Source organism: Caballeronia sp. M23-90 (genome assembly GCF_053574605.1).
Window position 1 is genome coordinate 1 of sequence record NZ_JBSIPA010000059.1, and the last position, 22,347, is coordinate 22,347.

Annotated in this window: 28 protein-coding genes and 1 pseudogene; 9 read left to right on the top strand and 20 right to left on the bottom strand. The window is 59.7% G+C overall.

The window, feature by feature from the left end; all coding sequences use genetic code 11:
* A pseudogene (locus tag ACRXB1_RS08900) lies at positions 1-567 on the bottom strand (hypothetical protein); the annotation flags it as partial.
* Here ACRXB1_RS08900 and ACRXB1_RS08905 point away from each other — a divergent pair.
* The 5 genes from ACRXB1_RS08905 (at position 566) to ACRXB1_RS08925 (ending at position 4,665) form a co-directional block, all read left to right on the top strand.
* Positions 566-751, top strand: a complete 186-nt coding sequence (locus ACRXB1_RS08905) for a hypothetical protein (RefSeq protein WP_449491797.1) — start codon at positions 566-568, stop codon at positions 749-751. The pseudogene ACRXB1_RS08900 and the gene ACRXB1_RS08905 overlap by 2 nt on opposite strands.
* A gap of 22 nt (positions 752-773) precedes the next feature.
* Positions 774-1,112, top strand: a complete 339-nt coding sequence (locus tag ACRXB1_RS08910) for a thioredoxin family protein (RefSeq protein WP_449491798.1) — start codon at positions 774-776, stop codon at positions 1,110-1,112.
* A gap of 124 nt (positions 1,113-1,236) precedes the next feature.
* Positions 1,237-2,049 carry a 2-oxo-tetronate isomerase gene (gene otnI, locus ACRXB1_RS08915; RefSeq protein ID WP_174362337.1) on the top strand — a complete coding sequence of 271 codons (813 nt, stop codon included), beginning with the start codon at positions 1,237-1,239 and terminating at the stop codon, positions 2,047-2,049.
* A 91-nt stretch (positions 2,050-2,140) separates the two neighbouring features.
* Positions 2,141-3,718 carry an aldehyde dehydrogenase (NADP(+)) gene (locus ACRXB1_RS08920; protein ID WP_449491799.1) on the top strand — a complete coding sequence of 526 codons (1,578 nt, stop codon included), beginning with the start codon at positions 2,141-2,143 and terminating at the stop codon, positions 3,716-3,718.
* A gap of 17 nt (positions 3,719-3,735) precedes the next feature.
* The gene (locus ACRXB1_RS08925; RefSeq protein WP_062171552.1) at positions 3,736-4,665 is read left to right on the top strand and encodes an SMP-30/gluconolactonase/LRE family protein; all 930 of its coding nucleotides are present in this window, start codon (positions 3,736-3,738) and stop codon (positions 4,663-4,665) included.
* A 111-nt stretch (positions 4,666-4,776) separates the two neighbouring features.
* Here the strand turns inward: ACRXB1_RS08925 and ACRXB1_RS08930 are convergent, their stop codons facing one another.
* Together ACRXB1_RS08930 and ACRXB1_RS08935 are read right to left on the bottom strand one after the other, a co-directional pair.
* Complete coding sequence (locus ACRXB1_RS08930; protein WP_449491800.1) at positions 4,777-5,376, bottom strand: short chain dehydrogenase; 600 nt, start codon at positions 5,374-5,376, stop codon at positions 4,777-4,779.
* Positions 5,377-5,456: 80 nt separating this feature from the next.
* The gene (locus ACRXB1_RS08935; protein ID WP_449491801.1) at positions 5,457-5,885 is read right to left on the bottom strand and encodes a hypothetical protein; all 429 of its coding nucleotides are present in this window, start codon (positions 5,883-5,885) and stop codon (positions 5,457-5,459) included.
* A 296-nt stretch (positions 5,886-6,181) separates the two neighbouring features.
* On the opposite strand from ACRXB1_RS08935, the gene ACRXB1_RS08940 reads away from it, so the two are divergent.
* Positions 6,182-6,355, top strand: a complete 174-nt coding sequence (locus ACRXB1_RS08940) for a hypothetical protein (RefSeq protein WP_449491802.1) — start codon at positions 6,182-6,184, stop codon at positions 6,353-6,355.
* 54 nt (positions 6,356-6,409) lie between these two features.
* On the opposite strand, the gene ACRXB1_RS08945 is transcribed toward ACRXB1_RS08940, so the two are convergent.
* Positions 6,410-7,024 (bottom strand): DUF3005 domain-containing protein, encoded by a 615-nt coding sequence (locus tag ACRXB1_RS08945; protein ID WP_062171546.1) that lies wholly within the window; start codon positions 7,022-7,024, stop codon positions 6,410-6,412.
* A 296-nt stretch (positions 7,025-7,320) separates the two neighbouring features.
* On the opposite strand from ACRXB1_RS08945, the gene ACRXB1_RS08950 reads away from it, so the two are divergent.
* Complete coding sequence (locus ACRXB1_RS08950; protein ID WP_056363872.1) at positions 7,321-7,566, top strand: hypothetical protein; 246 nt, start codon at positions 7,321-7,323, stop codon at positions 7,564-7,566.
* Positions 7,567-7,699: 133 nt separating this feature from the next.
* Complete coding sequence (gene epsC / locus ACRXB1_RS08955; RefSeq protein WP_062171544.1) at positions 7,700-8,653, top strand: serine O-acetyltransferase EpsC; 954 nt, start codon at positions 7,700-7,702, stop codon at positions 8,651-8,653.
* Positions 8,654-8,669: 16 nt separating this feature from the next.
* Here the strand turns inward: epsC and folE are convergent, their stop codons facing one another.
* Positions 8,670-9,329 carry a GTP cyclohydrolase I FolE gene (folE, locus tag ACRXB1_RS08960; RefSeq protein ID WP_062003348.1) on the bottom strand — a complete coding sequence of 220 codons (660 nt, stop codon included), beginning with the start codon at positions 9,327-9,329 and terminating at the stop codon, positions 8,670-8,672.
* A 90-nt stretch (positions 9,330-9,419) separates the two neighbouring features.
* Positions 9,420-9,641, bottom strand: coding sequence for a hypothetical protein (locus ACRXB1_RS08965; protein WP_062003347.1), 222 nt, complete (start codon positions 9,639-9,641; stop codon positions 9,420-9,422).
* Between the two features lie 162 nt (positions 9,642-9,803).
* On the opposite strand from ACRXB1_RS08965, the gene ACRXB1_RS08970 reads away from it, so the two are divergent.
* Complete coding sequence (locus tag ACRXB1_RS08970; RefSeq protein WP_449491803.1) at positions 9,804-10,163, top strand: hypothetical protein; 360 nt, start codon at positions 9,804-9,806, stop codon at positions 10,161-10,163.
* A 144-nt stretch (positions 10,164-10,307) separates the two neighbouring features.
* Here the strand turns inward: ACRXB1_RS08970 and ACRXB1_RS08975 are convergent, their stop codons facing one another.
* From ACRXB1_RS08975 to ACRXB1_RS09040, 14 genes are all read right to left on the bottom strand, one after another.
* Entirely contained in the window at positions 10,308-11,423 is a 1,116-nt protein-coding gene (locus ACRXB1_RS08975) for a succinylglutamate desuccinylase/aspartoacylase family protein (RefSeq protein ID WP_062171540.1), read from the bottom strand.
* 259 nt (positions 11,424-11,682) lie between these two features.
* The gene (locus ACRXB1_RS08980) at positions 11,683-12,474 is read right to left on the bottom strand and encodes an ABC transporter substrate-binding protein (RefSeq protein ID WP_062003344.1); all 792 of its coding nucleotides are present in this window, start codon (positions 12,472-12,474) and stop codon (positions 11,683-11,685) included.
* Between the two features lie 289 nt (positions 12,475-12,763).
* On the bottom strand, positions 12,764-13,861 hold the full coding sequence (locus ACRXB1_RS08985; protein WP_449491804.1) for a TIGR03118 family protein: 1,098 nt from the start codon (positions 13,859-13,861) through the stop codon (positions 12,764-12,766).
* A 350-nt stretch (positions 13,862-14,211) separates the two neighbouring features.
* The gene (locus tag ACRXB1_RS08990; RefSeq protein ID WP_449491805.1) at positions 14,212-15,138 is read right to left on the bottom strand and encodes a LysR family transcriptional regulator; all 927 of its coding nucleotides are present in this window, start codon (positions 15,136-15,138) and stop codon (positions 14,212-14,214) included.
* A gap of 96 nt (positions 15,139-15,234) precedes the next feature.
* Positions 15,235-16,254, bottom strand: coding sequence for a GlxA family transcriptional regulator (locus tag ACRXB1_RS08995; protein ID WP_449491806.1), 1,020 nt, complete (start codon positions 16,252-16,254; stop codon positions 15,235-15,237).
* A 22-nt stretch (positions 16,255-16,276) separates the two neighbouring features.
* Positions 16,277-17,026, bottom strand: coding sequence for a CbtA family protein (locus tag ACRXB1_RS09000; protein WP_062003340.1), 750 nt, complete (start codon positions 17,024-17,026; stop codon positions 16,277-16,279).
* Between the two features lie 13 nt (positions 17,027-17,039).
* Complete coding sequence (locus tag ACRXB1_RS09005; RefSeq protein WP_062003739.1) at positions 17,040-17,249, bottom strand: CbtB domain-containing protein; 210 nt, start codon at positions 17,247-17,249, stop codon at positions 17,040-17,042.
* A 48-nt stretch (positions 17,250-17,297) separates the two neighbouring features.
* Positions 17,298-17,642 carry a nitrile hydratase accessory protein gene (locus ACRXB1_RS09010; RefSeq protein WP_062003339.1) on the bottom strand — a complete coding sequence of 115 codons (345 nt, stop codon included), beginning with the start codon at positions 17,640-17,642 and terminating at the stop codon, positions 17,298-17,300.
* Between the two features lie 2 nt (positions 17,643-17,644).
* Positions 17,645-18,286: a nitrile hydratase subunit alpha gene (gene nthA, locus ACRXB1_RS09015; RefSeq protein ID WP_449491807.1), complete on the bottom strand. Its 642-nt coding sequence runs from the start codon at positions 18,284-18,286 to the stop codon at positions 17,645-17,647.
* 30 nt (positions 18,287-18,316) lie between these two features.
* Positions 18,317-19,060, bottom strand: a complete 744-nt coding sequence (nthB, locus tag ACRXB1_RS09020; protein WP_062003337.1) for a nitrile hydratase subunit beta — start codon at positions 19,058-19,060, stop codon at positions 18,317-18,319.
* A gap of 23 nt (positions 19,061-19,083) precedes the next feature.
* Entirely contained in the window at positions 19,084-19,587 is a 504-nt protein-coding gene (locus ACRXB1_RS09025; RefSeq protein WP_062003336.1) for a DUF1097 domain-containing protein, read from the bottom strand.
* Positions 19,588-19,611: 24 nt separating this feature from the next.
* The gene (locus ACRXB1_RS09030; RefSeq protein WP_449491808.1) at positions 19,612-20,598 is read right to left on the bottom strand and encodes a CobW family GTP-binding protein; all 987 of its coding nucleotides are present in this window, start codon (positions 20,596-20,598) and stop codon (positions 19,612-19,614) included.
* 342 nt (positions 20,599-20,940) lie between these two features.
* Positions 20,941-21,126, bottom strand: coding sequence for a hypothetical protein (locus ACRXB1_RS09035; RefSeq protein WP_144022075.1), 186 nt, complete (start codon positions 21,124-21,126; stop codon positions 20,941-20,943).
* A 90-nt stretch (positions 21,127-21,216) separates the two neighbouring features.
* Positions 21,217-22,347, bottom strand: a 1,131-nt coding sequence (locus ACRXB1_RS09040; RefSeq protein ID WP_449491809.1) for an MFS transporter, incomplete at its 5' end; no start/stop codon positions are given.

The following is a 22,347-nucleotide window of genomic DNA, read 5'->3' on the forward strand; positions in this document are numbered from 1 at the left end:
TACCGATGGCGCGTTCACTGATTCTGCAACGGTCGGCTTCCATACATTCGGAGCGATTCGCGCCGGCACGTTATCAGGTAATTTCACCGACAAGAGCCTGAGCGTCCACGCGAGCAGCGCCGGGTGGTGCGGGATCGTACACGCCGTCACGATCACCGCGCCTTGCTGACCACTGACGACATCCGTCAGCGCCGTTTGTTTGATCGCCGCTGCGCGCAGCGTACGCAGGATCAAAGGCGTTTCGGCGTCGGGCACATCGCGCTTGATGCCACTGCCCTCGTAGGTCGGGAATGCATACGCATCGAACACGCCCCGGTCAGTGCCTGCATTGCGCCAGAATCCGCCTTCCACGCCGGACATCTGCGCCAGCACGACATCGAGAATGGCGTGCATCAGATCGGCGTGCGGATCGAGATGATCGGCGCCGCCGGTTCTGTCGATGGAGAGATCGTAGCGCGACGCCACTGCCTGGCAGCCGGCCAGACTGCGCTCGCGAGCGATGTCGATACGCCGTCCCGCGTTTTCCTGGGCCATGAACAGCACGAGGGCGCAAAGCAGCGCGCACATGACTGCCACCAGCGCCCAGAAGAAGGCTAGCTGGCTGGAGAACGACAGGCGTGTGGAAGAAGCTGGCATGTACAGACGTGGCGGGGAGGTGCAGCACTGGAGCAAGAAACCTGCCGGACCACCGCCCGCGCGCAAGAAAGCCACGCCAAGCGCGCAAACCCGCCGCCCAATAGAATGTCAGTGATCCGATAAAAGGAGCAACACTCATGGCGATGGCAACCGAATACACACCAGACGCGCCGGCGCGTGCGGATGTCGATGCTTTTGCGGGCCCGACGGTGATCGAGTTCGGCACCAACTGGTGCGGTTACTGCAAAGCCGCGCAGCCCGCAATAGCGGAGGCGTTCAAGGACCACGCCGACATGCGGCACCTCAAGATCGAGGACGGCAGCGGCCGGCCGCTGGGACGATCATTTCGGGTCAAACTCTGGCCCACGCTGATCTTCATGGACAACGGGCGCGAAGTCGCGCGGCTGGTCCGGCCAAACGATGCATCGGAAATCCGCGATGCATTTGCGCTCCTTGACCAGGCTTCATCTGCGTAAAGTGCGTCCCGGCGAGGGTTTCCACTGAGCCTCGGCGGCGTGGAGGGGCGCAATATCATCGATGAGAGCGGGCGCAAGAGTTGCACGCCGTGAGCAACCGTCTTGTCCCATCAGGAGGATCGTCATGCCGCGTTTCGCTGCCAACCTCACCATGATGTACAACGAGCACGCGTTCATCGACCGGTTTTCGGCGGCGGCACGCGACGGTTTCAAGGCCGTGGAATTTTTGTTCCCGTACGAATTTCCGCCGTCGGACATCAAAACCCAACTCGACGATAACGCCCTCAAACAAGCGCTTTTCAACGCGCCGCCGGGTGACTGGAGCGGCGGTGAGCGCGGGCTTGCCTCGCTGCCGGGACGTGAGGATGAATTCAGGCGCAGCATGGACATTGCGCTCGACTATGCGCGCATTCTCGGCAATGACAAGCTGCATGTGATGGCTGGTCTCATTGCTCCGGAGCAGTCGCGCGAGCAGCATCGCGAGGTGTATCTGAAGAATCTCGCGCTCGCGGCCAACATGGCGGCATCCGCCCATGTGACGATCGTCATCGAACCGATCAACACGCGCGACATGCCGGGCTTTTTCCTCAACCGGCAGGACGAGGCGCAAGCCATCTGCAGCGAAATCGGTGCGTCGAACCTGCAGGTCCAGTTCGATTGTTATCACTGTCAGATCACGGAAGGCGATCTCGCCGTCAAGTTGCGGCGCGACATGAAGCGGCGCAATGCGGGTATCGGCCACATTCAGATTGCGGGCGTGCCGTACAGGAACGAGCCGGATACGGGCGAAGTGAATTATCCGTACCTGTTCGATCTTATCGATTCACTTGGTTACAGCGGCTGGATCGGGTGCGAATACCGGCCGCGCGCCGGGACGTCCGACGGTTTGGGGTGGCTCGCGAATTACAGGCATTCCGGTCATTTACCGCGCACGTGACAAAGCGCGCTGCGATGCGGTCCGTCGTCGGTAGATGAATTCTGAATGACGAGCCGTCAACGATTTATCCGCTGTTTTCAGGAGATTTCACATGCAGATCACGGGCGAAATGCTGATCGGGAAAACTGCAGTGCGCGGAACGGATGCAACGTTGCACGCCTTCGATCCCGCGCGCAATGTCGAGTTGAAACCGGCGTTCGGCGGGGGCGGCGCGAAGGAAGTTGCACGCGCGGCCGAGCTTGCCGAATTCGCTTTCGATGTTTACCGGCTCACTGCGCTTGAAACGCGCGCGCAGTTTCTCGAAGCGATCGCGGACAACATCGTGGCGCTGGGCGATGCGCTCATCGAACGCGCGCATGCCGAATCCGCATTGCCGAAGGCACGACTCGAAGGCGAGCGCGGCCGCACGGTCGGGCAGTTGAAGCTGTTTGCATCGCTCGTGCGCGAAGGGCGCTGGTTGAGCGCCACGCTCGATTCGCCGCAGCCTGATCGCAAGCCGTTGCCGCGTCCCGACCTGCGTCTGCAGAAGATACCGGTAGGCCCGGTTGCGGTGTTCGGCGCGAGCAATTTCCCGCTGGCGTTTTCAGTGGCCGGCGGAGACACGGCTGCCGCGCTTGCTGCCGGATGTCCCGTCGTCGTCAAGTCGCATCCCGCGCATCTGGGTACATCCGAGATGGTAGGCCGCGCGATACAAAAAGCGGTGTCGGACATGGGTTTGCCGGAGGGCGTGTTTTCGCTCGTGGTGGGCGCGGGCAACGAGATCGGCGAAGCGCTCGTCGCGCATCCGGCCATCAAGTCCGTGGGGTTCACGGGCTCAAGGCGCGGCGGTCTTGCGCTGATCGATATTGCATCGAAACGGCGGGAACCGATCCCCGTCTTCGCGGAAATGAGCAGCATCAATCCGTTCTTCGTGCTGCCGGGCGCACTGGCCGCGCGTGCCGAGTCGCTCGCGAACGGCTTCGTGGATTCGGTCACGCTGGGTGTAGGGCAGTTCTGTACAAACCCCGGGCTCGTGCTTGCGCTGGAAGGGCCGCATTTGCAGGGTTTTATTGACTATGCGGTGAGCGCGCTGGAAAAGAAGGGCGCTCAGACCATGCTCACGGCCGGGATTGCGAAGGCGTATGAGGAAGGCATCGCGCAACGCGATAAATCCGGCGTCGAGCGCATTGCGACGGGCGCCGAAACCGAGGCGCCCTTTGCCGCAATGCCCGCGCTGTTTTCCGTCAACGCCGAGCGTTTTGCGGACACGCCGCATCTGGAGGACGAGATCTTCGGGCCGACTGCGTTGATCGTGACCTGCCGCGATGAAGACGAAATGCTGGACCTGGCGCAGCGTATCGAAGGGCAATTGACGGCCACTTTGCAACTCGAAAACGATGACGTGCCCTTCGCTCGCCGCCTGATGCCGATACTGGAACGCAAGGCCGGCCGCATTCTTGCGAACGGTTTTCCAACGGGCGTCGATGTATCGTATGCAATGGTGCACGGCGGCCCGTATCCGGCGACCTCCGACAGCCGCGCTACATCGGTGGGCGCAATGGCAATCGAGCGTTTCTTGCGGCCGGTGTGTTATCAGGATTTGCCGGCGGCCTTGCTGCCGCTTGCACTTCAGGACGACAATCCGCTGAGCCTCTGGCGTTTGCGCGATGGCGAACTTGGACCCAACTAAAAGGAGACTTTATCTTGATGGAGCGCCGTTATCCCGATCCCGCCGTTCGCGTGCTCGATGAGCGATTCAACAAGCTGCGCGTGGCGGCGGCATCGGTGGAATGTTTGTATCAGGGCGCTCGATGGTCGGAAGGCCCGGTCTGGTTCGGCGACTCGCGCTCGCTGTTGTGGAGCGACATTCCGAACAACCGCATGCTTCGGTGGGACGAGGAAACCGGCGTTGTCAGCACGTTTCGCAAGCCCTCGAACAACGCGAACGGCAACACGCGGGACCGCGAGGGCCGGCTTGTCACGTGCGAGCATCTGACGCGCCGCGTGACGCGCACGGAGTACGACGGATCGATTACGGTCATCGCGGATCAATACGAGGGCAAGCCGCTCAATTCGCCCAACGACCTGATCGTGAAGTCCGATGGCTCCATCTGGTTCAGCGATCCGACATTTGGTATCGATGGATTCTATGAAGGTGAGCACAAGTCGCCGGAGTTGACGCCGGGGGTGTATCGCGTGGATGGACAAAGCGGCGAGATCACCCTGATGATTTCGGATCTTGCCGGTCCGAACGGACTCGCGTTTTCGCCCGACGAGTCCGTACTTTATGTGGTCGATTCACGCGCGTCGCCGCGCGAAATCCTTGCATACGAAATGGCGCCCGACGGTCGTTCGTTCAAGGACTCGCGCGTGGTGATCGACGCACGGGACGGTACGCCCGATGGTTTTCGTGTCGATATCCACGGCAACCTCTGGTGCGGCTGGGGCATGGGCAGCGACGAGCTCGACGGCGTGCGCGTCTTTACGCCGCAAGGCGAAGCGATCGGACATATTGCGTTGCCCGAACGTTGCGCGAACGTATGTTTTGGCGGCCGTCACCGCAACCGCTTGTTCATGGCTGCAAGTCACGGCCTTTATTCACTCTACGTCAACACGCAGGGCGTGAAAGGCGGATGACATTTCATGGCGCCGCGCGCCTGACGTTCTTGCGTGGCGCACGGTGACCAGTAGCGGACTTCGCTCAAATAACGATGCACACATCGAAGTCCGGCTCACGAATATCCGTTATCAGCGAACCTTGTAAATGCGGCCGGTTTCGAGGCCCTCCACACTGCGGCTATAGGCCAACGCGACGCGCGCGCCGGACGCGGCTTCAAAGCCACGGAAGTACGGGCCGAAGGCTTCACGCGCTTCTTCCAGCATGGTTGCATTGACGACATTGATGCGCAGGCCGCGCGGCAGTTCGATCGCCGCGCCGCGCACGAAACCTTCAATCGCGCCGTTTACCGCAGCCGCGCTCGCGCCGTACTTGATCGGCTCATCGCCCACGATACCGCTCGTCAGCGTGAACGAGCCGCCGTCATTCAGATAGCGCTGCGCGTGGAGTACGAGATTGACCTGGCCCATGAGTTTGTCATCGAGGCCTATGCGGAATTGCTCCGAGGTCATCTGGGAAAGCTCGCCGAAATATACGTGACCGGCGGTGGCGACGATGGCGTCGACCTGTCCGATCGTTTTGAAAAGCGCGTGCACGCTGTCGAGATTCGTCAGGTCCGCACGATGCGCGCCGCGTGTGGCGCCGATCTCGAACACTTCATGACGCGGGGCGAATTCGGCGAGGACGGCACGGCCTACTGTGCCGGTTGCACCGATGACGGCAATTTTCATGAGAGGCTCATCGAAAAAGAAACGGGCTCTCATTGTGCGTTTTCACGGCCGCTTGAACAAGCTGCGGCTTCTGCAAACGGCTAGCTGTGTTCGCGCGATGCGTCCGGCGACAGCAGGAAGATCGATGCCGCCAGCTTTGCCACCAGCACCGCACCGGTAACGACGGCTGCCGTGGGGAACATTCTCCACTCTGCGGCAAGCATGGGACCCACGAAGGCGACCGACGCAAGGCCAAGTGCAACGGTTGTCCAGCGCGCCCACTGCAAGCGCATTGCCACGCAGACATACAAGCCGCCAACGAGTATTCGCGATGCAACCAGCGGCGCCAGAGGCTCGTCCGGACCCACCATCAACGCGAGTCCCATTTCGGCCCACGAGAAGACGTAGGCGATGCCCAGACACGCGATAGCGGTCGAAAGCGCCTGCTGTGTCCAGGGTGCGCGCAGATCGAACGAGCGTGACGCGCCTTGCGGCGCGGCTTCGTTCGAGTAGGTATTGGTCGTAGTCATGTCTGGTCCCGTGGCGTACTTTTTCTAGAATTTTCAAAGCTTTTGTTTGACCCCGGCCTCTCAACGCACAAGGCATGCCAGGCGCATCCCAAGTTGGGAACATCGCTTGCTTTCAGTGCCTTCAAGCCCGCTGGGAGCGGATTTGCCTGAAGAAAGCAAGTGTCGGTCGTTGGCCTCAGCAGAACGGAAAAGCGGCGGCGGCACTGCCTCATTGCAAGCTCGTTCGTCGCAATGGCAGGCTTTACACACTGACCCGGCGAACCGGATCGAACGAAGTTGATGACAGAGGAGCATTCATGAGCAGCGCACAATCCAACGAACCCAAGGAACAAAACCCGCATTCGGAGCGCACAGAGGAGGATGTCGACAAGGCCGTGGAAGACACGTTCCCGGCAAGCGATCCGCCTTCGACAGGCGGCGTGACCCGCATTGAATCGGACGGCGACAAGGACAAGTCGAAAACCAAATAAACAAAAACCGCGCTCGGCGCGGTTTTTTCTTGGAGACGGAAAGTTGCATTGCGATCAGGACTTATCGCGCCGCTGGATTTCGATCAGCCTCGACGGGCGGACGTGATTGACCGCGAAGTGCTTGCGTCCGCGCAAGGTGTCGCCGCGGGCATCGCGGTCAACAAAGTCGTACTGACGTTCTACCTCTTCCGCATCGGGCGCGATCATGCCTTTATCCACGACGCTGAAACCATTTTCCAGTTTGAGCGCAAGGCCGTTACGCGCAGGGCGGCTGTCGAAACCACCGAGGCCATCGCCCTGTTCGAAATGCGAATTGACGAGCGACGCGTTCACGCCAACGAACGCATTCGGATTCTCTTCGATCAGGAACTCATCCCTCGCGGCATCATGGTTCTTGCTGTCGGCGTCGACGGTGTCGTCGAGCGTGTCGTCGTTGAGCACATCGATTGCGTGGCGCGTGATGTTGAGATCGCTGATCGGGCCACCTTCATCTTTCGATGCCTTGGGTGTTTCCCCGTCTTGCCGCGGACCTGCCTGATTGCTTTGTGCTGCAGCGGCGACATCGCTCGTCTTGGCGTGCGCAGTTTCCGTCTCGGGCTTCTTCAGCGGACTGTCCGCCGCGCGTTCCTTTTGCTTGTCCTGCGACTCATTATTCTGCGCATTATTCATGGTTCACTCCGCCTTGACTTGATTAACGCAAGTATAGGACGCAAGAAGTATTCCGGAACGCACGCGGGCCTTGCAGCGAGCATATGGAATAACCAACGGGATAAATCATCAGTAAATGTTCCAAGCGCGATCGATTTTTTTCAGTCGAACATGAGATTTCGCAAGAGTATGATTTGTTGTTCGCGGGGCCTGTGCACGGTACCGGAGGGTCCAGACCGTACCCATGATGTGCGCACGAGCGAGCAGGAGACGACCATCGCGAATCCAGCGAGGCACTTAAAATATGGGGGTGATCTGTGCAATATGACGATGCATTTTCACATCGCGGATATCTGCTTAATTGTGCGCCGGCGCGTCAGGGCGATGGCTGTTTTCAGCCGTACGTAGTGATCTCGCGTTCGAGCGACGGCGAACTGGTCGCCAACCGTTTTTTTCCCGCCGACCTGCGTTTCGGCAATGCCGACGAAGCCATTGCCCATGCCCGCGACTGGGCTGTCCGGTGGATCGACGCAAGCCATGTCAAGGTAGACCCAAAGTCCTGAGTGCTTCGGGAACGTCGACCGGACGTGGCGGAATAGGGCGTGTACCCGGTCCGGCATATCGCCGAAAAAACGGTTAATCTCGGGGATCGATTAGAACGTGCCGTCACGGCGTCCACCGCTCAAGCCCCAAGACATGCCCAAAACCGTTTTTCCCGAAGCTTCAGCTTCATCCCACGAATGGGGCCTCGACCAGATCGTGGCCGACCTGCGCGCGTCGCGCGAGCAATTGCATCGCACGCGACATCCGCTCGGCATACGAGAGTTGCCGTCGCGTGAAGCGATCATCAAGATCGTCAACGGCTTGCGGGCCGCCCTCTTTCCCACGCATTATGGCGCCGCTGACCTGACGGCCGAAAGCGTGGATTACTACGTCGGTCATACGCTCGAAAGTACGCTACGCCTGCTTGCTGAACAGATTCGCCGCGCGCTGCGTTTCCTTCCTGAAAATCACGATCTCAGCGATGCCGAACTCGGCACGCACGCGTTCGAACTTGCACGGGAATTCGGCACGCAGTTGGCCGGCATCCGTGCACTGCTGGTAAGCGATATCCAGGCCGCATTCACCGGCGATCCGGCCGCGCAGCACATCACTGAAATCCTGCTGTGCTATCCGGGCGTCTGGGCCATGACGCATCATCGGCTGGCGCATGCGTTGCACAAGCTCGGCGTGCCGCTGCTTGCGCGCTTCATCAACGAGATTGCGCACTCGGCGACAGGTATTGACATTCATCCGGGCGCGACCATCGGGCCGAGCTTCTTCATCGATCACGGGACGGGTGTCGTGATCGGCGAGACGGCCGTGATCGGCGAACATGTGCGCGTGTATCAGGCGGTGACGCTCGGCGCGAAGAGCTTTCCGGCCGGCAACGACGGTGTCCTCGTCAAGGGCAACGCGCGGCATCCGGTGGTGGAAGATCACGTGGTCATCTACGCCGGCGCGACCATTCTTGGGCGCGTGACGATCGGGCGTGGGTCGGTGATTGGCGGCAACGTGTGGTTGACCCACAGCGTGCCGCCTGGCAGCAGTGTCTCGCAGGGCAAGGTCCGCGAAGTGGGCGAGGGCGGTGCACCGGAAGCCGGCGCCTGAAGCGCACGCCCCGGCTTCAGCTATTCGATACGCTGAAGCCGCTCGAATGCCCGACGATTGCGAGGAATTCGCGACGTGTGGAGGGATCGTCGCGGAAAGTGCCGAGCATGCGCGATGTCACCATCGACGCGCCCGCTTTATGCACTCCACGCGTGGACATGCATTGATGCGATGCCTCGAGGATCACGCCCACGCCTAGCGGCTGAAGCACTTCTTCGAGCGTATCGGCGATCTGCGCCGTCATCTTTTCCTGGATTTGCAGGCGCTTCGCGAATGCATCCACGAGCCGCGCCAGCTTCGAAATTCCCACTACGCGTTCGCGCGGCAGATACGCCACGTGCGCCCGGCCGATGATCGGCACCATGTGATGTTCGCAATAGCTTTCGAAGCGGATGTCCTTCAACACGATCATCTCGTCGTAGCCCTGCACTTCGGAAAACGTGCGCGCGAGGATGTCGCGCGGATTCTGCGCGTAGCCCGCGAAGAACTCTTCGTAGGACCGGATCACGCGTGCGGGTGTATCGAGCAGGCCTTCGCGCGAAGGGTCGTCACCGGCCCATTTGATCAGCACACGAACGGCAGCTTCTGCTTCTTCACGGCTCGGACGATCAGCACCGTCGGCGTGATCAGCGTGGATGTCCGGGGACGCGTCGGGGTTGTTGCGCGTGGCGCTCATCAAAGGCTCCAGATGCTTGTAGCGAAGTCACGAAGCCACCATTGTTCCACGTTTTCTCGACCACAAGACCCCGGCGCAGTGTCGGGTTCTTCAGGTTTTGCCGCCTCCGTCGATGCCTGAACCCGTTTGCCAGGCTTTTTTTCCTTCATCGGACAAGTTGCCTGAACTGTTGTGTTTGTCGGGTTCCGTGCCCTTTTCGGCCATCGAACCGCCTGGCTGCTCTTGCGCGCGCTGCTTTTCGCCTTTGCGCTGTGCCCGGCGTTCTTCCTGCGATCGGCCGGCGTAGGTAGTGTCGGTTGGCTTGTCTGTCATGTCGATCTCCGTAGGTGAGTGACAACATGACGCGCGCAAGCGGCGTTCCTTCTGCAGGCAGGGTAGACGCCATACCGGGATAAACGCCCAACTGTTTGTGCTGCGGTTCAGGCGCTAGAGTGGCTGCACGATCAACAACCTTCAGCCACCAGGAGCCGCCCCATGAAACGATTCCACATTGCGCTCGCCGTTGGCAGCCTCGATGCTTCCATTGCGGATTATTCACACCGTCTCGGTCAGGCGCCTACCGCGGTGGTACCTGGTGCCTATGCAATGTGGCGCACCGAGTTGCTGAATTTTTCGATCAATGAAACAAGCGATCCGGCGAAAGTGGGATTACTGCGGCACATCGGTTTTGAAGACGATTCGGCGGCAGGTTTTGCAAAGACGCGTGATATCAACGGTATCGAATGGGAGCAGTTTTCGCCGGAAGAACAGGACCGGCGGATCGTCGAGACGTATGGCAGCGCGATTCGGCCGGCCTCTGGTTTGGGTGGGGGGCGGGGTGGCGCTCTGGGGTAGGCTGGCGCGGGCAGGCAGGGCAGTTGTTTTTTAGTGGTCGGAGATGGTGTTGGGTTGCTGCTCGTTGGGCAAAGACCTAAGAAGCAGCAACCCGGCATCAAAGCAGAACGACTGCCCCAACCCCAAACCAGCGCCAGCAAACCCCTAAGCCGATAACAACGACCCCGTCCGGAACGCGGTAGCACTTGCAATCCGGGCCACCTCCATCCCTGCAGTAGTAAACCGCGCAATCTGCCGAGCATACAAAATACCGGAAACGGTGCTGTACAGCGTGGTAACAGTATCGGAAAGAGGATCAACAACATCTGCGACCGCCTCACCCGCATTCACCATAGCGCCCACCTTCGCGCGAAACACGAGCACGCCACTCGCAGGAGCGACAATCGGCTCGGCCCCGGCAAGCGGCGTCGCCGGGTACGACAACTCCGGCATGGCGGGCGCGGGTGCATCGATCACGCCACGATGTATCAGGTAATTGATGATGCCTTGAGCGTCGGCATCGGCGAATTCATACGATACGTCATGCTGGCTGCGCAGCTCCACGGTCACCGAAATGCCGCCGTTCGGGATCGGAAAGCGCTCGCCGAATTTAGTGCGCAGATCCGACCAGCAGAAGCTGTGGATTTCATCGAAGGGATTGCCCACCGAATTCAGCGCAAGCAGCGACGCTTTCGAGTCCAGGTAGCGCGCGAGCGGCTCGACTTCTTCCCAGATGTCCGGGTTCGTGTAGATGTGCAGCGCGGCGTCGAGATCACAATGCAGGTCGAGCACGACATCAGCGTCATACGACAGTTTTTGCAGCGCGAGACGTTGCGATTCGAGTTCGGTTTGCGGCGTTTGTTCGTCGAGCGCGGCGCGCATGGCTTCTCGAACGGCGAGCTTGTTTTCACGGATATCGCCCGTGAGCCGGCCTTCGATACGCGACGCAATCAGCGCACCGAGATCGTGGAAATTACGGTTGAAGTTGTGACCGCTATTGAGCTCGAACCGGCCGAGCAAGCTGCCATGCATGTTCTGGTTCAGCCCGATAGGATTCGACACCGGCACGATCACCACTTCGCCGCGCAATTTACCGGCGGTTTCCAGTTCTGCAAGCTGACGGCGCAAGCGCCATGCGACCAGCATGCCGGGCAACTCGTCGGCGTGCAGCGAGGACTGGATGTAGATCTTCTCACCGCCGCCGGGCCCGTAGTGAAAGCTCAGGATATTGCGGGTGGTGCCAAGCGACGGGGAAATCAGGGTGTGCGTTTTGGTTTGCATGGTGGTCGGACGCGCGACGGGCCGTTAAGGCTTCGCGCTTCGATGGGTTGTGTCGGCGTGTTCAGGAGAGCGGGGCGGCGTGTGAACCCAAAGTCGCGGCGCGTGCTGCAGGCCCGGTTCGACCCCGGCGCCGCCTGCTCCGGACCTTCGATCTTAGCTGAAAACGGCCCCGTTGCCCCACGCAGCGTGCGTGGACCGCTAAAACAAAACGGGCTCCGCAATATCGCGGAGCCCGTCTTTGAAACAACTTAGGCGCTGTTTAGCCGCCGTACACGTCGAAGTCGAAGTATTTCTTTTCAAGCTTCTTGTACGTGCCGTCCTTGATGATCGAAGCAATTGCTTTGTCGATCTGTGCCTTCAGGTCGGTGTCTTCCTTGCGCAGGCCGATACCCGCGCCGTTGCCGAGAATCTTTTCATCGACCAGATCCTTGCCTACGAAGTCATAACCGGCGCCACGCGGGGTCTTCAGGAAGCCCACGTCAGCCTGCACTGCATCCTGCAGCGCTGCGTCCAGACGACCAGCCAGCAAGTCGGCATACACGCCGTCCTGGTTCTGGTACGGCGTAACCGTCACGCCCTTCGATGCCCAGTAGGTCTTGGCATAGGTTTCCTGGATGGTGCCTTGTTCCACACCGACCGTCTTGCCCTTCAGGCCATCAGCCGTCGGCAGGATGCCGCTGCCCTTCTTCGCGATCAGGCGCGTCGGCGTATTGAACAGCTTGCTCGAGAAAGCGATCTGTTCGGCGCGCTGCGGCGTCATGGACATCGACGAAAGCACGCCATCGAACTTCTTGGCCTTCAACGCCGGGATCATGCCGTCGAAGTCGTTTTCCACCCATACGCACTTCGCCTTCAGGCGCGCGCAGATTTCATTGCCGAGATCGATGTCGAATCCGACCAGCTTGCCATCCGGACCTTTCGATTCGAACGGGGCGTAGCTGGCGTCGACGCCGAAACGGATGGTCGAGTAATCCTTCGCATTGGCGGTGACGGAGGTGATCGATGTGACGGCAAGCAGAGAGATCGTCAAAGCCGCGAGCAGTTTTTTCACTGTTTTTACTCCAAAGGTGGTCAGTACGTCCTGGACAGGTTGGTGTCCAGGTTCGTCCGGCGCGAGGCCCCTCACCGCCGGACGGCTTGCATTCCGCGGATTGTGTCCGCAACAGAATCGCAGCAGGTTACCAAGCCAAAAAAATATGGGAGTTAGTGAAAGCCCCGATAGTAAATCTCAAGACCGTTGATTGACGGGCCTTTTCAGGCTGTGCAGGTAAAACGGTAATATTTGTTTGGGGTAAATCGCTGCCGCCGGTTGTCGGCGGCAGCGACAGTTCCCGCTCTGCTTACTGCGCATCGATACGGCCGTAAATGCCGGTGGTCGGGCTCGGACCGGCTGCAAAGAACAGTGTGTTGGTCGGCTGGCTTGCGGCGTTATTGCCGAACGACATGCCCCAGATGCCCGTTTGCCTGATCGGCGTGCCGTCCGCCTGCGTCAATGCGCCGATAAACGCGCCGCTTGTCGGGTCGAACGCGTTGATGGTGCCGTCGCCGAAGTTGCCGATCAACAGGTCGTTGCTCACCGCGCCGAAATTGGCCGGCGCCATCGCGATACCCCAGGGCGAGTTCAGCGCGCCGCCCGAGGCGATGCGCTTGATGAAGTGGCCATCGGTATCGAAGGTATCGATCACGCCGTTGCCTGCGCCGTTGACCTGTCTGGAGCCATCGGTGCCTTGCTTCGCATACGTTACGGTGACCGTCGTGCCCGTCACGTTGATGCCGAACGGCGCAAAACCCGCAGGCAGCGACGGGTCCTGGAAGCTGCCGGCAAGCTGGACCTTGTTGAAAGTCTTGTCGAAGACATCGACCTTGTTGTTGTGGAAGTCGGTCGCGTACAGGAAATTGCCGGTCGCGTTCTTGCCGATTGCGAGGCCCTTGTAGACCGCGGCGCCGGCGCCGTCATCGAAGCCGATGACAGCAGTGGTCGGCAGGACCTTGGGCGACCAGCCCGCGATGGTGCCCGCTTCCGTCGCCCACATGAACAGCGCGTTGCTCGTGGCGCCGTTCGCGCTGATCTGGAATTCCGTGCTCGTGTTGAACACGATGCCGGTCGGGCCTCCCGCGCGGCCGTTCGCAGCGGCCGGAATGCTGACCACGAGCGATTGCGGCACGCCGTTGCCGTCGTACAGCGTGGACTTGCTCGTGGCGTTGTCCGATACCCACATCACACCCGTCGGATTGAACGCGATGCCCCAGCCGTTTTGCAGATTGGCGTCGGTATGAGCGGCCGGCGTGCTGCCGTCGGAGACGAGCAACGTGGTCTTGAATGGACCCGTCACCGCCGCGTTGTTGTTCGAGTTGGAATCGCTGCCGCCACATGCTGCGAGCGTTGCAACGGTGAGTCCAAGCATCACGGACAAGGCAAGCTTTTGCTTAAGTTTCATTGGAATTTTCCTCCTGGCGAGTATGAGTGATGTCCGCCGGTCGCTTCGTTTTTGAAGCACGGCCGACAGACGACATGGATTCGCCGGACACGGGCGCCGTCTGCCTCCGCAGCCGGTTGCCTGTCTCCTTCAAGCGTCCGAACGTCTCACTCTGAACGCGCGCATCGAATGATTTATTCCAAAGTATTTCCACCGGAATCTTATAGGGTTTCCTAACTAATAATCGTCTTGACTGGTGTTCGACGGAGCACCTAAACGATCAAGCTTGTGGATTATTCCGTGATCGCGCGAATATTTTTTGTCGGGAGACGGAATAAATCCTTAGGCGGACGTGGAAGATTTTTTAGTGGCTAAGCGTTGTCCTCAAGCGGCACGCCGGTAAGTGACACCAGAAAATCGAAAAACACACGCACCTTCGCCGGCAAATGATGACGCGACGGATAAGCCGCATAAAGCGGAAAAGTTTCATCGGCCCAGTCGGGAAACAGGTCGATCAGCCGGCCGCTTGCGAGCAACTGCTCGACACCGAGTGCCAGCACCTGTGCAATGCCATGACCCGCAAGACACACGCCGTGCATGGTGCCGACGTCGTTGACGCTAAGCCGGCCGCGCGCTGCGATGACGACCTTCTTCTTCCCGCGATGAAACTCCCACGGAAACGGCCGGCCCGTTTCGGGGTCGCGAAAGTTGATGCATGTATGCGGCTCGCGTTCGAGGTCCACAGGTGCGAGTGGCCGCCCGTACTTCTTGATGTACCCTGGCGACGCCACCGTGATGATGCGTGTATCGAGCAGCTTCCTTGCGATCAGTGCAGACTCGCGCGGTTCGCCGAAGCGCACGGCGAGATCGAAACCGTCGGCGACCATATCGCCGAGTTGATCGCGCGTGATCAGATCGAGTTGCAGTTCCGGATACTTCTCGACGAACGCACCCAGCCGCGGCCCGAGAAAGAGACGCGAGAAAAACGGATCGATATTCACACGCAAGCGTCCGCGCACGGCGCTCGCGCCAAGCGACGCCGATGCCGCCGCCTCTTCAAGCCCGCTCAGCAACGGCACGATTTGTTCGTAGAAACGGCGGCCTTCGTCGGTGAGCGTCACCGAACGCGTGGTCCGGTCGAAGAGCCTGATGCCGAGCCGCGCTTCGAGTCGCGCAACGGAACGGCTGACGCCGGACTGCGACATGTCGAGCGCCTCGCTCGCAGCGGCGAAACTGCCGCTGTTGACGATCGCACTCAATACGCCCATGCCGTTCAGTATTTTTTCGTCGAAGCTCATTGGCATGCCTTCCGGTCATCAATTCAGTGGAATGCATGCTAGCGCGAAATGAATGGAACAGGGCCGCTCGTCGCCCCGCGTGGCCGTACCCGCTGATCAAACCTTCTCGGACACCCGGTCCCTTTTCGAACCACTTTCGGCATTGCCCAGATCGTTGGACCGGAACCGCTGGCGGTATTCCATCGGACTGATATGCAGGCGCTTGCTGAATGTGCGCCTGAGCGTATCGGCGTTTTCGAAGCCGCAGCGCCGCGCGATCACGGATACGGCGTGGTCCGTGCTCTCGAGATAACGCCGGGCGGCATCGATACGTGCGTCGTTGAGAAACGCGATAAGGCTGACGCCACATTCCTTGCTGAAAACCCGTGATAGATTGCGCGCGCTCATGTTCAGCCGCTGGGCAAGCGATGTCATGGTGTGCGGCAGATGAAGATTGTCGAGCAAGTACTGCCTGACGGGCTGGATCTGCGAATCGGCCGTACCCTGGGTTTCCAGCAGCGGACTGAACTGAGATTGACCTCCCGCGCGCCGGACATACACGATCAGATACTTGGCGACATCCAGCGCCATTTTTTTGCCGAAGTCCTCCTCGATCATCACCAGCGCCAGGTCGATACCCGCTGTCACGCCCGCAGTCGTATAAATTCCTTCGTCCTTGACATAGATCTGGTCGGGTTCGACATTCGCCTTCGGGAACATGGTGGCGAGGCGCGCTGCGTCCATCCAGTGAGTGGTGACGGTACGGTTGTCGATCATGCCTGCCGCACCGAACGCGAAGACGCCGTTGCAAATCGCGGCGATACGGCGGCTAAGACGGCGTTGCCTGACGAGCCACTCGCTAAGCGTGGAATCTTCCAGCACTTCGAAGATTCCGAGGCCGCCAGGGATGATGACCGTATCGAACTGCGGGCACGGGTCGAAGATCGTCCTGTCGGGGACGACCGTGAGGCCGCTCGATGACCGTACGGAACCGCGAGTGGTCCCGACTGTCAGCATCTCGTACTCGCATTCCCCGTGACTCAGGATGCGAACTTCGGCGAACGCATCCTTGGGGCCTGCGATATCGAGCAACTGAAAGCCGGGAAACAACACCATAGCGACGGTGATCTTGCGCATACGCAGTCCCAGGATTCGACGACTAACCGTTTGAGTAAGCCCGCGGCATGGCTTGCCGCGATGACACGCTGTACAGGCTTCGCTCTGCGAGGGCTCCGAATAAAAGCCCCAGCGCAGTCCACATGATCACCTGCATTCCGAAGGCCGCCAGGCGAAATTTCCAGAGCAGCACCGCAGGGAAAGCGCTTGGCACTTCATTGATTGCGGGCATCGCAATCTGCACGGCGGCGATGACCACGACAAATAGTGCACCGCCAATAATAGACGCGTTCCAGGCGCCAAGCCGACTTAGCGCAGCGCGTCGAACGCCAAGCGAAAACACCATCGCTGCCAGGGAAATGGCAATCATCAGGAAGTAGAGACCGGTCCTGAAGCCGATCGTCTCCGGGTCCCCGACCGATGGTGGATTAGCCGGATACTTGATCCCGGGCACGACGACCAGGACCACGAAGCCGCCGAGCGCGATCAGTGCGGACAATGGTTTCGCGCCAAGCTTGCCGACCCGGCCGATCATCGCGGCAAAGCTTAGTGCGAATAATCCGCCTATCGCCGCGCCATACGCAAGCACTCCCGTGAGCAATCCGATGCCCGCCTGCGTGTGACGGCTGACGAGTTCGGGCTCGGGCGCTTCGCCTTTGGCTTCATCCGCTTTTTGCTCGAACGATATCGCCTGATCGACTTGCGGCTCGCCTGCGATCTTTGCAAAACTGAAAGTCAGCAAGCCGGCGGCGATTCCCGCAAGCATGCCGCGCACCAATAATTTACCGACCATGGGACGCTCCTTGTCAGTGGCAGGGAAAGCCGAGCAAATGCCGGCCGTCGTGGACAAATTCATGCACGTACATTCCCGGAACCAACGATGTAGCGCCTTCTTCCGCGCCGACAAAGTAGATGGCAAGAAGCATGATCAGGCCGCCAAAAATGGCCCACGGCATCAGTTCGCGAACGGGTAGCGGCGAGGGGAGTGCAATCGGATCGAGTACAGCTTCGTTCATCATGTGAATCTCCAGAGGGGGTGAGCCCGGATGTGAATAAGTGATCGCTCAGGCGCCGGCATCTGCGAATACCGCATCGATCTGTGCCATTTCGGAAGCCGACAGCACGCCTGTCTCTATGAGCGTTTTTTTCAGTGCGACAAAAAAGCGTTCGTAATAGTCCCAGCGCGGTTGCCCTTCGCAATAGCCGTCCTCCCATTGCGCAATGGATTCGATCAGGTTCTGCCGGAAGGCTTCCCATTCGAAATAACCGGCCTTCGATAACGACAGCGCAAGGCCGAAGACTTCGCGTTCCCAGGGTTTGTCAAAGAGAAACTTGCCTTGCAGACGTGGCGGCGAATCAGGTTGGCCGAGCATGCTCGACGCGGCGTATTCCTCGAAGCGCGTGAACATGATCAGGCCGCAACCGATGTTGCGGATAATGGCGAAGGCACGAGCGCCACGCCCATCATCGCTTCCGGCGTGATGAGGGCAGCCAGTTCATCTTCGCTCATGCCGTCCGTTCCGGCGGGTCGTTCGGGTATGACGAACCATCGGATCTGCGCGCTGCTGTCCCAGACCTTGACCTCCGTTTCCGACGCGACAGGAACGCCGAATTCGCGCAGCACCGCACGTGGTTCGCGCACGCCGCGTGCACGGAACACAGGGTCCTTGTACCAATACGGTGGCAAGCCGAGGACCGGCCATGGATAACACGAGCACAGCGTGCAGATGATCAGGTTGTGCACGCCGTTGCCGTTTGCGACCGCCGCCATGTGCTCGCCTTCGGCGCCATCCATGCCTTGCGGGAGTTGCATGGACGCAATGGCTTTGGGTGTGTCGTCTATCAGGAGTTGCTTGAATGCCGGGTCCACCCAGGCGCGCGCCACGATGCGTGCGCCGTTGAACGGTCCAGCAATCGTTTCGAAATGGCCGAGCACGGTGTCGACGGAATCGCTGCCGAGCACACCTTTCTCGATCAGCAGCGCCTCCAGCGCGCGAACCCTTGCTGCACTCGCGGCTTCGCGTTCATCGTCGTATTTGAATAGTTCGCTCATGTTGTCGGTTCCTGGCTCATGGTGAAGATGTCAGTCGGAGGCAAGCAGATAGGCGTCGAACAGATCGGCGTAGATGGTCGTGTTGGGCTCGCTTTTCTCCTTGCCCCAGATATCCGCCGCATCGAACGCCACGCGATACACCGGCATCGCGTGACCGATTCCGTCTGGTCCCGTCGACACGAAGTAGGAAAATGCGCCGGGATAAACAAGATCCACCGTTCCTTCCTTGTTGCGCAAATACCCCGGCAGCCGCGTGTGATCCACCGCGTCGGGGTCGGCCACGCGCACGCGCGCGCCTGTTGCGAAACGCGGCGCCTCCTTGAACTCGTGGAAGCCCGAGTCGCCTTTCACCAGATACGCGTTGATTTGCGTGGCGATCGCTGGGTTGGGTTGATCCGGAAGTGCAGCTTGCGGATTAGCACGGAAATGGCGAGTCTTTTCGTCGAGCTCGTCAGCCGATACATAACCTTCATCGATGAAAAACTGCGAAATGCCCATCAGCCACTTCTCGTAGTAACGATATTTGAAGTACTCGAACGGCTGCATTCCTTCGGCGCCGGTACGCAGGGACGCCCATGTCCACGTGTTCTTGAATGTAGTGGGCAACTCGGCGACGGGATAGCGTGGCAGCGCGTCAGCGAGGTGCGTGCTCTCGGCCATCATCACGGTGTGGATGCCGAAGATGCGTTTCTCCCATGGCTGCACGAACACATTCGTTTCCACATTTACCGGGCCGAGATTCTCGAGTCCGCCGAGGTTGTGCTGGAGTTTCATTCTCTACTCTCCTTTCCGTGAAATCAGTTGAGCTGCGGTTCGGGCTTGCGCGTAAGGGCATCGCCGAGCACTTCCGAGACGATGCCGAACAGCGCACCGGTAATCAGCGCGGCCGCGGCGACGAGCGCAGGATTGTGAATGCCCGCAGTCGTGATGGCCTTGCCCGTTGCCACCGTGGTGCCGACCGTCGATGCAAAGCCCCACACCACCGCAGGCAGAACGTTGAGCAACTTGAGCTTCGATGCCTGCACCATTGCCGCGCTGCCTACGCCTACGCATATAGCGGCGATGATGGGCGTCTGTGCCGAGCTTGCGATCGCGAGCAGCGAGAGCGATGCAATGACAAGCCCGACCAGGTTCGATGCAACGCTCTGAACGAACCCGGCTGGCCCGCCGCCGACCACGAAGAACGACGCCCACGCGATAAACGTCACCCATACCGGGACTGGAAAGACGGTGGCGGTGACATAAGTATCGACAACAGCCAGGACACCGATGCTAAGCGTGAACGCTTCAGACTTTTTCATTGCAGGCTCCTTGAGGTTAGAAATTCACGACGGGCAAAGACAATCTACGAACGCTTTCCGAAGACGTGGCATATCCAGATCGCGGCCAATGAAAACAAACTTGTTTTCACGCGTTTCATCCGCACGCCATACGCGGCCGGGGCGCGCTTCCAGAAGCATATGAACGCTATGAAAGTGAAACTGGCGCGGCTCCGACGCAAAGTGCAACACGCCCTTCATGCGCATGAGTTGCTGCCCGCGTTCCTGTACAAGCTGATTGATCCATCGATTGAACCGGTCCGGATCGAGCGCGCCGGTCTCGATCAACGCGCATGATTGAATCGACACATCGTGCTCGTGGTCGTGCGCGTTTTCATCGAGTAGATCGGGTTCCAGTTCGAGCAGCGCAGGCAATGAGAAGCGCCGCACGCCGAGCAGCGAATCAGCGGCAACGCGTGAATGACTTGCGGTAGTAATGGATGCAGTCGGATTGAGTGCGCGAATCTGGAGTTTGAGTTGCTGCAACGCGAGTTGATCGATGAGATCGATCTTGTTGATCACGATCACATCGGCGAATGCGACTTGCTCGCGGACGATTTCATCGTTGAGTTGCTGGCCGAAGTGGTGCCCATCGACCACGGTCACGACTGACTCGAGTTCCACTGCTTCCCGCAAGTCGGGGTCCGCAAGGAAGGTCTGAAGCACCGGCGCGGGGTCGGCAAGCCCGGACGTTTCCACGATCAGTCTTTCGATCCCCGCATGCGATCGTGCAAGGAGTTCTTTCACGCTCGCTACGAGGTCGGCGCGCACGGTGCAACACACGCAGCCGTTATTTATTTCTATCAGCGCCTCTTCTTCGGCGACGATCAATTGACCGTCTATACCGACTTCACCGAACTCGTTCACGACCACGCCAATGCGGCCGCCCGTGTGTTGTTGCATGAGGTGATTGACGAGCGTGGTCTTGCCCGCGCCGAGAAAACCGGAAATCACGGTGACGGGGATTTTGCGTTGCGCCTGGCGCTGGTGCATGGCTGATACCTACGAGGGCTGAGTGAAGTCAGCCTCGTAAAGAGCGAGTATCAGGCCTGTTTTGGACAAGCGGCTTTTGCGAGACGTGCAATGTCTCGAATGCACTTATCTCATGTCTTTATTTGTCAGCGCGGTTCATAACGGACAAAGTCGGTCCGCATGTGCTCGAGTGTGGACACTTCAGAAGTGGTGCGGCAATGCGCATGTGCGCCCGTGTCTGGGGCGCGTTGGTGGCGCGATGCGCCACAACTGAGCGCCAGCGGCATCCATACAGAACCGGTCTTCGCTGACAGGTCTTTCCTGCGGGGATTGCATCAACGACGTGACCTCACGATGCGAAGATCACGACGCGGTATTCCGCGTCTTGCTGTGCTTGCGATGCTTGGGCGCAGACGAGTGATGTTTCGTGCTTCCGCCCGATACGGACGATTGTCCTTCGCCGAAGTGATAGGTTTCGGCGAATGCGCGGCTTGAAATGAGGGCGAATGCGCCGAGTGTCGAGACGATGATCACGTGCTTGAGTTTCATGGTGCGGATATCCTGAATTGCGACTGATTTAAAGTGCGTCAGCTTATACCAAACGAATCGAATCCAAAGCCGACGCACCCTCGCAATTCATCAGTTCCGCAACGGCCGGTCCTGCATGAACCAGGACAATGCAAACGCCAGCACTACAACGGCGCTCGCCACCAGAAACACCACATGCATGGAGCCGGCGAAGGCGTTGAGATAAACCTCGCGCATGGCCGCAGGCAACTGATGCACCATCGCGGGCCCCATCGAACGCGGCAGTTCGGTGTTCGCCGGAAGGGCATTGGCGAGCCGGCTTTGCAAGCCGTTTGAGAAAATCGCGCCGAACGTGGCGACGCCGACTGAACCGCCTATCGACCGGAACAGTGTCGCGCCGGATGTCGCCACGCCGATATGCTTGAACGGCACCGCGTTCTGCACCGCCAGCACGAGCACCTGCATCACCATCCCGAGTCCAAGGCCGAGCAGCAACATGTACAGGTACATGATGTGCAGCGGCGTGGCGAGTTCGAGCCGTGACAACAGGAACATCGCAACCGCCACCAGCGCCGTGCCGCAAATCGGGAACCAGCGGTACTTGCCAATCTTGCTGATGATCCGGCCGCTGATGATGGACGTTGAAAGCACGCCGGCCATCATGGGCAGGATCTGCAAACCGGCTTGCGATGGCGTCGAACCCTTCGCCACCTGCAGATAGAGCGGCAGGAACGTGGTCGCGCCGAACAGCGAAAAGCCAATAATGAACCCGATCATCCCGCTCAATATAAAAGTGCGCTCCTTGAAGAGACCAAGCGGCATAATTGGTTCATCTGCCAGACGTTCTTCGTAGATGAAACCGCCCATCGCGATGACCCCGAGCGCCAGCGTGAACCATAGTTGCGGCGAACTCCAGGGCAGCAATGTGCCTCCCTGACTGGTGAAAAGGATGATGCAAGTGAGCGACGTAGCCAAAAACGCTGCGCCCATGTAATCGATTTTATGCTTCACATGTGTCACATGGGGCTTGAACACCAGCCCGATCACGATCAGCGCCACGACGCCTAACGGCACGTTGATGTAGAAGATCCAGCGCCATGAAAGATGCTCGACGATAAACCCGCCCAGCAAGGGCCCAAGCACGGTAGCGAGGCCGAACACGCCGCCGAACAGGCCCTGGTAGCGGCCGCGTTCCGCGGGCGGGATCACGTCGGCAATGGCGGCCATCGTCACGACCATCAA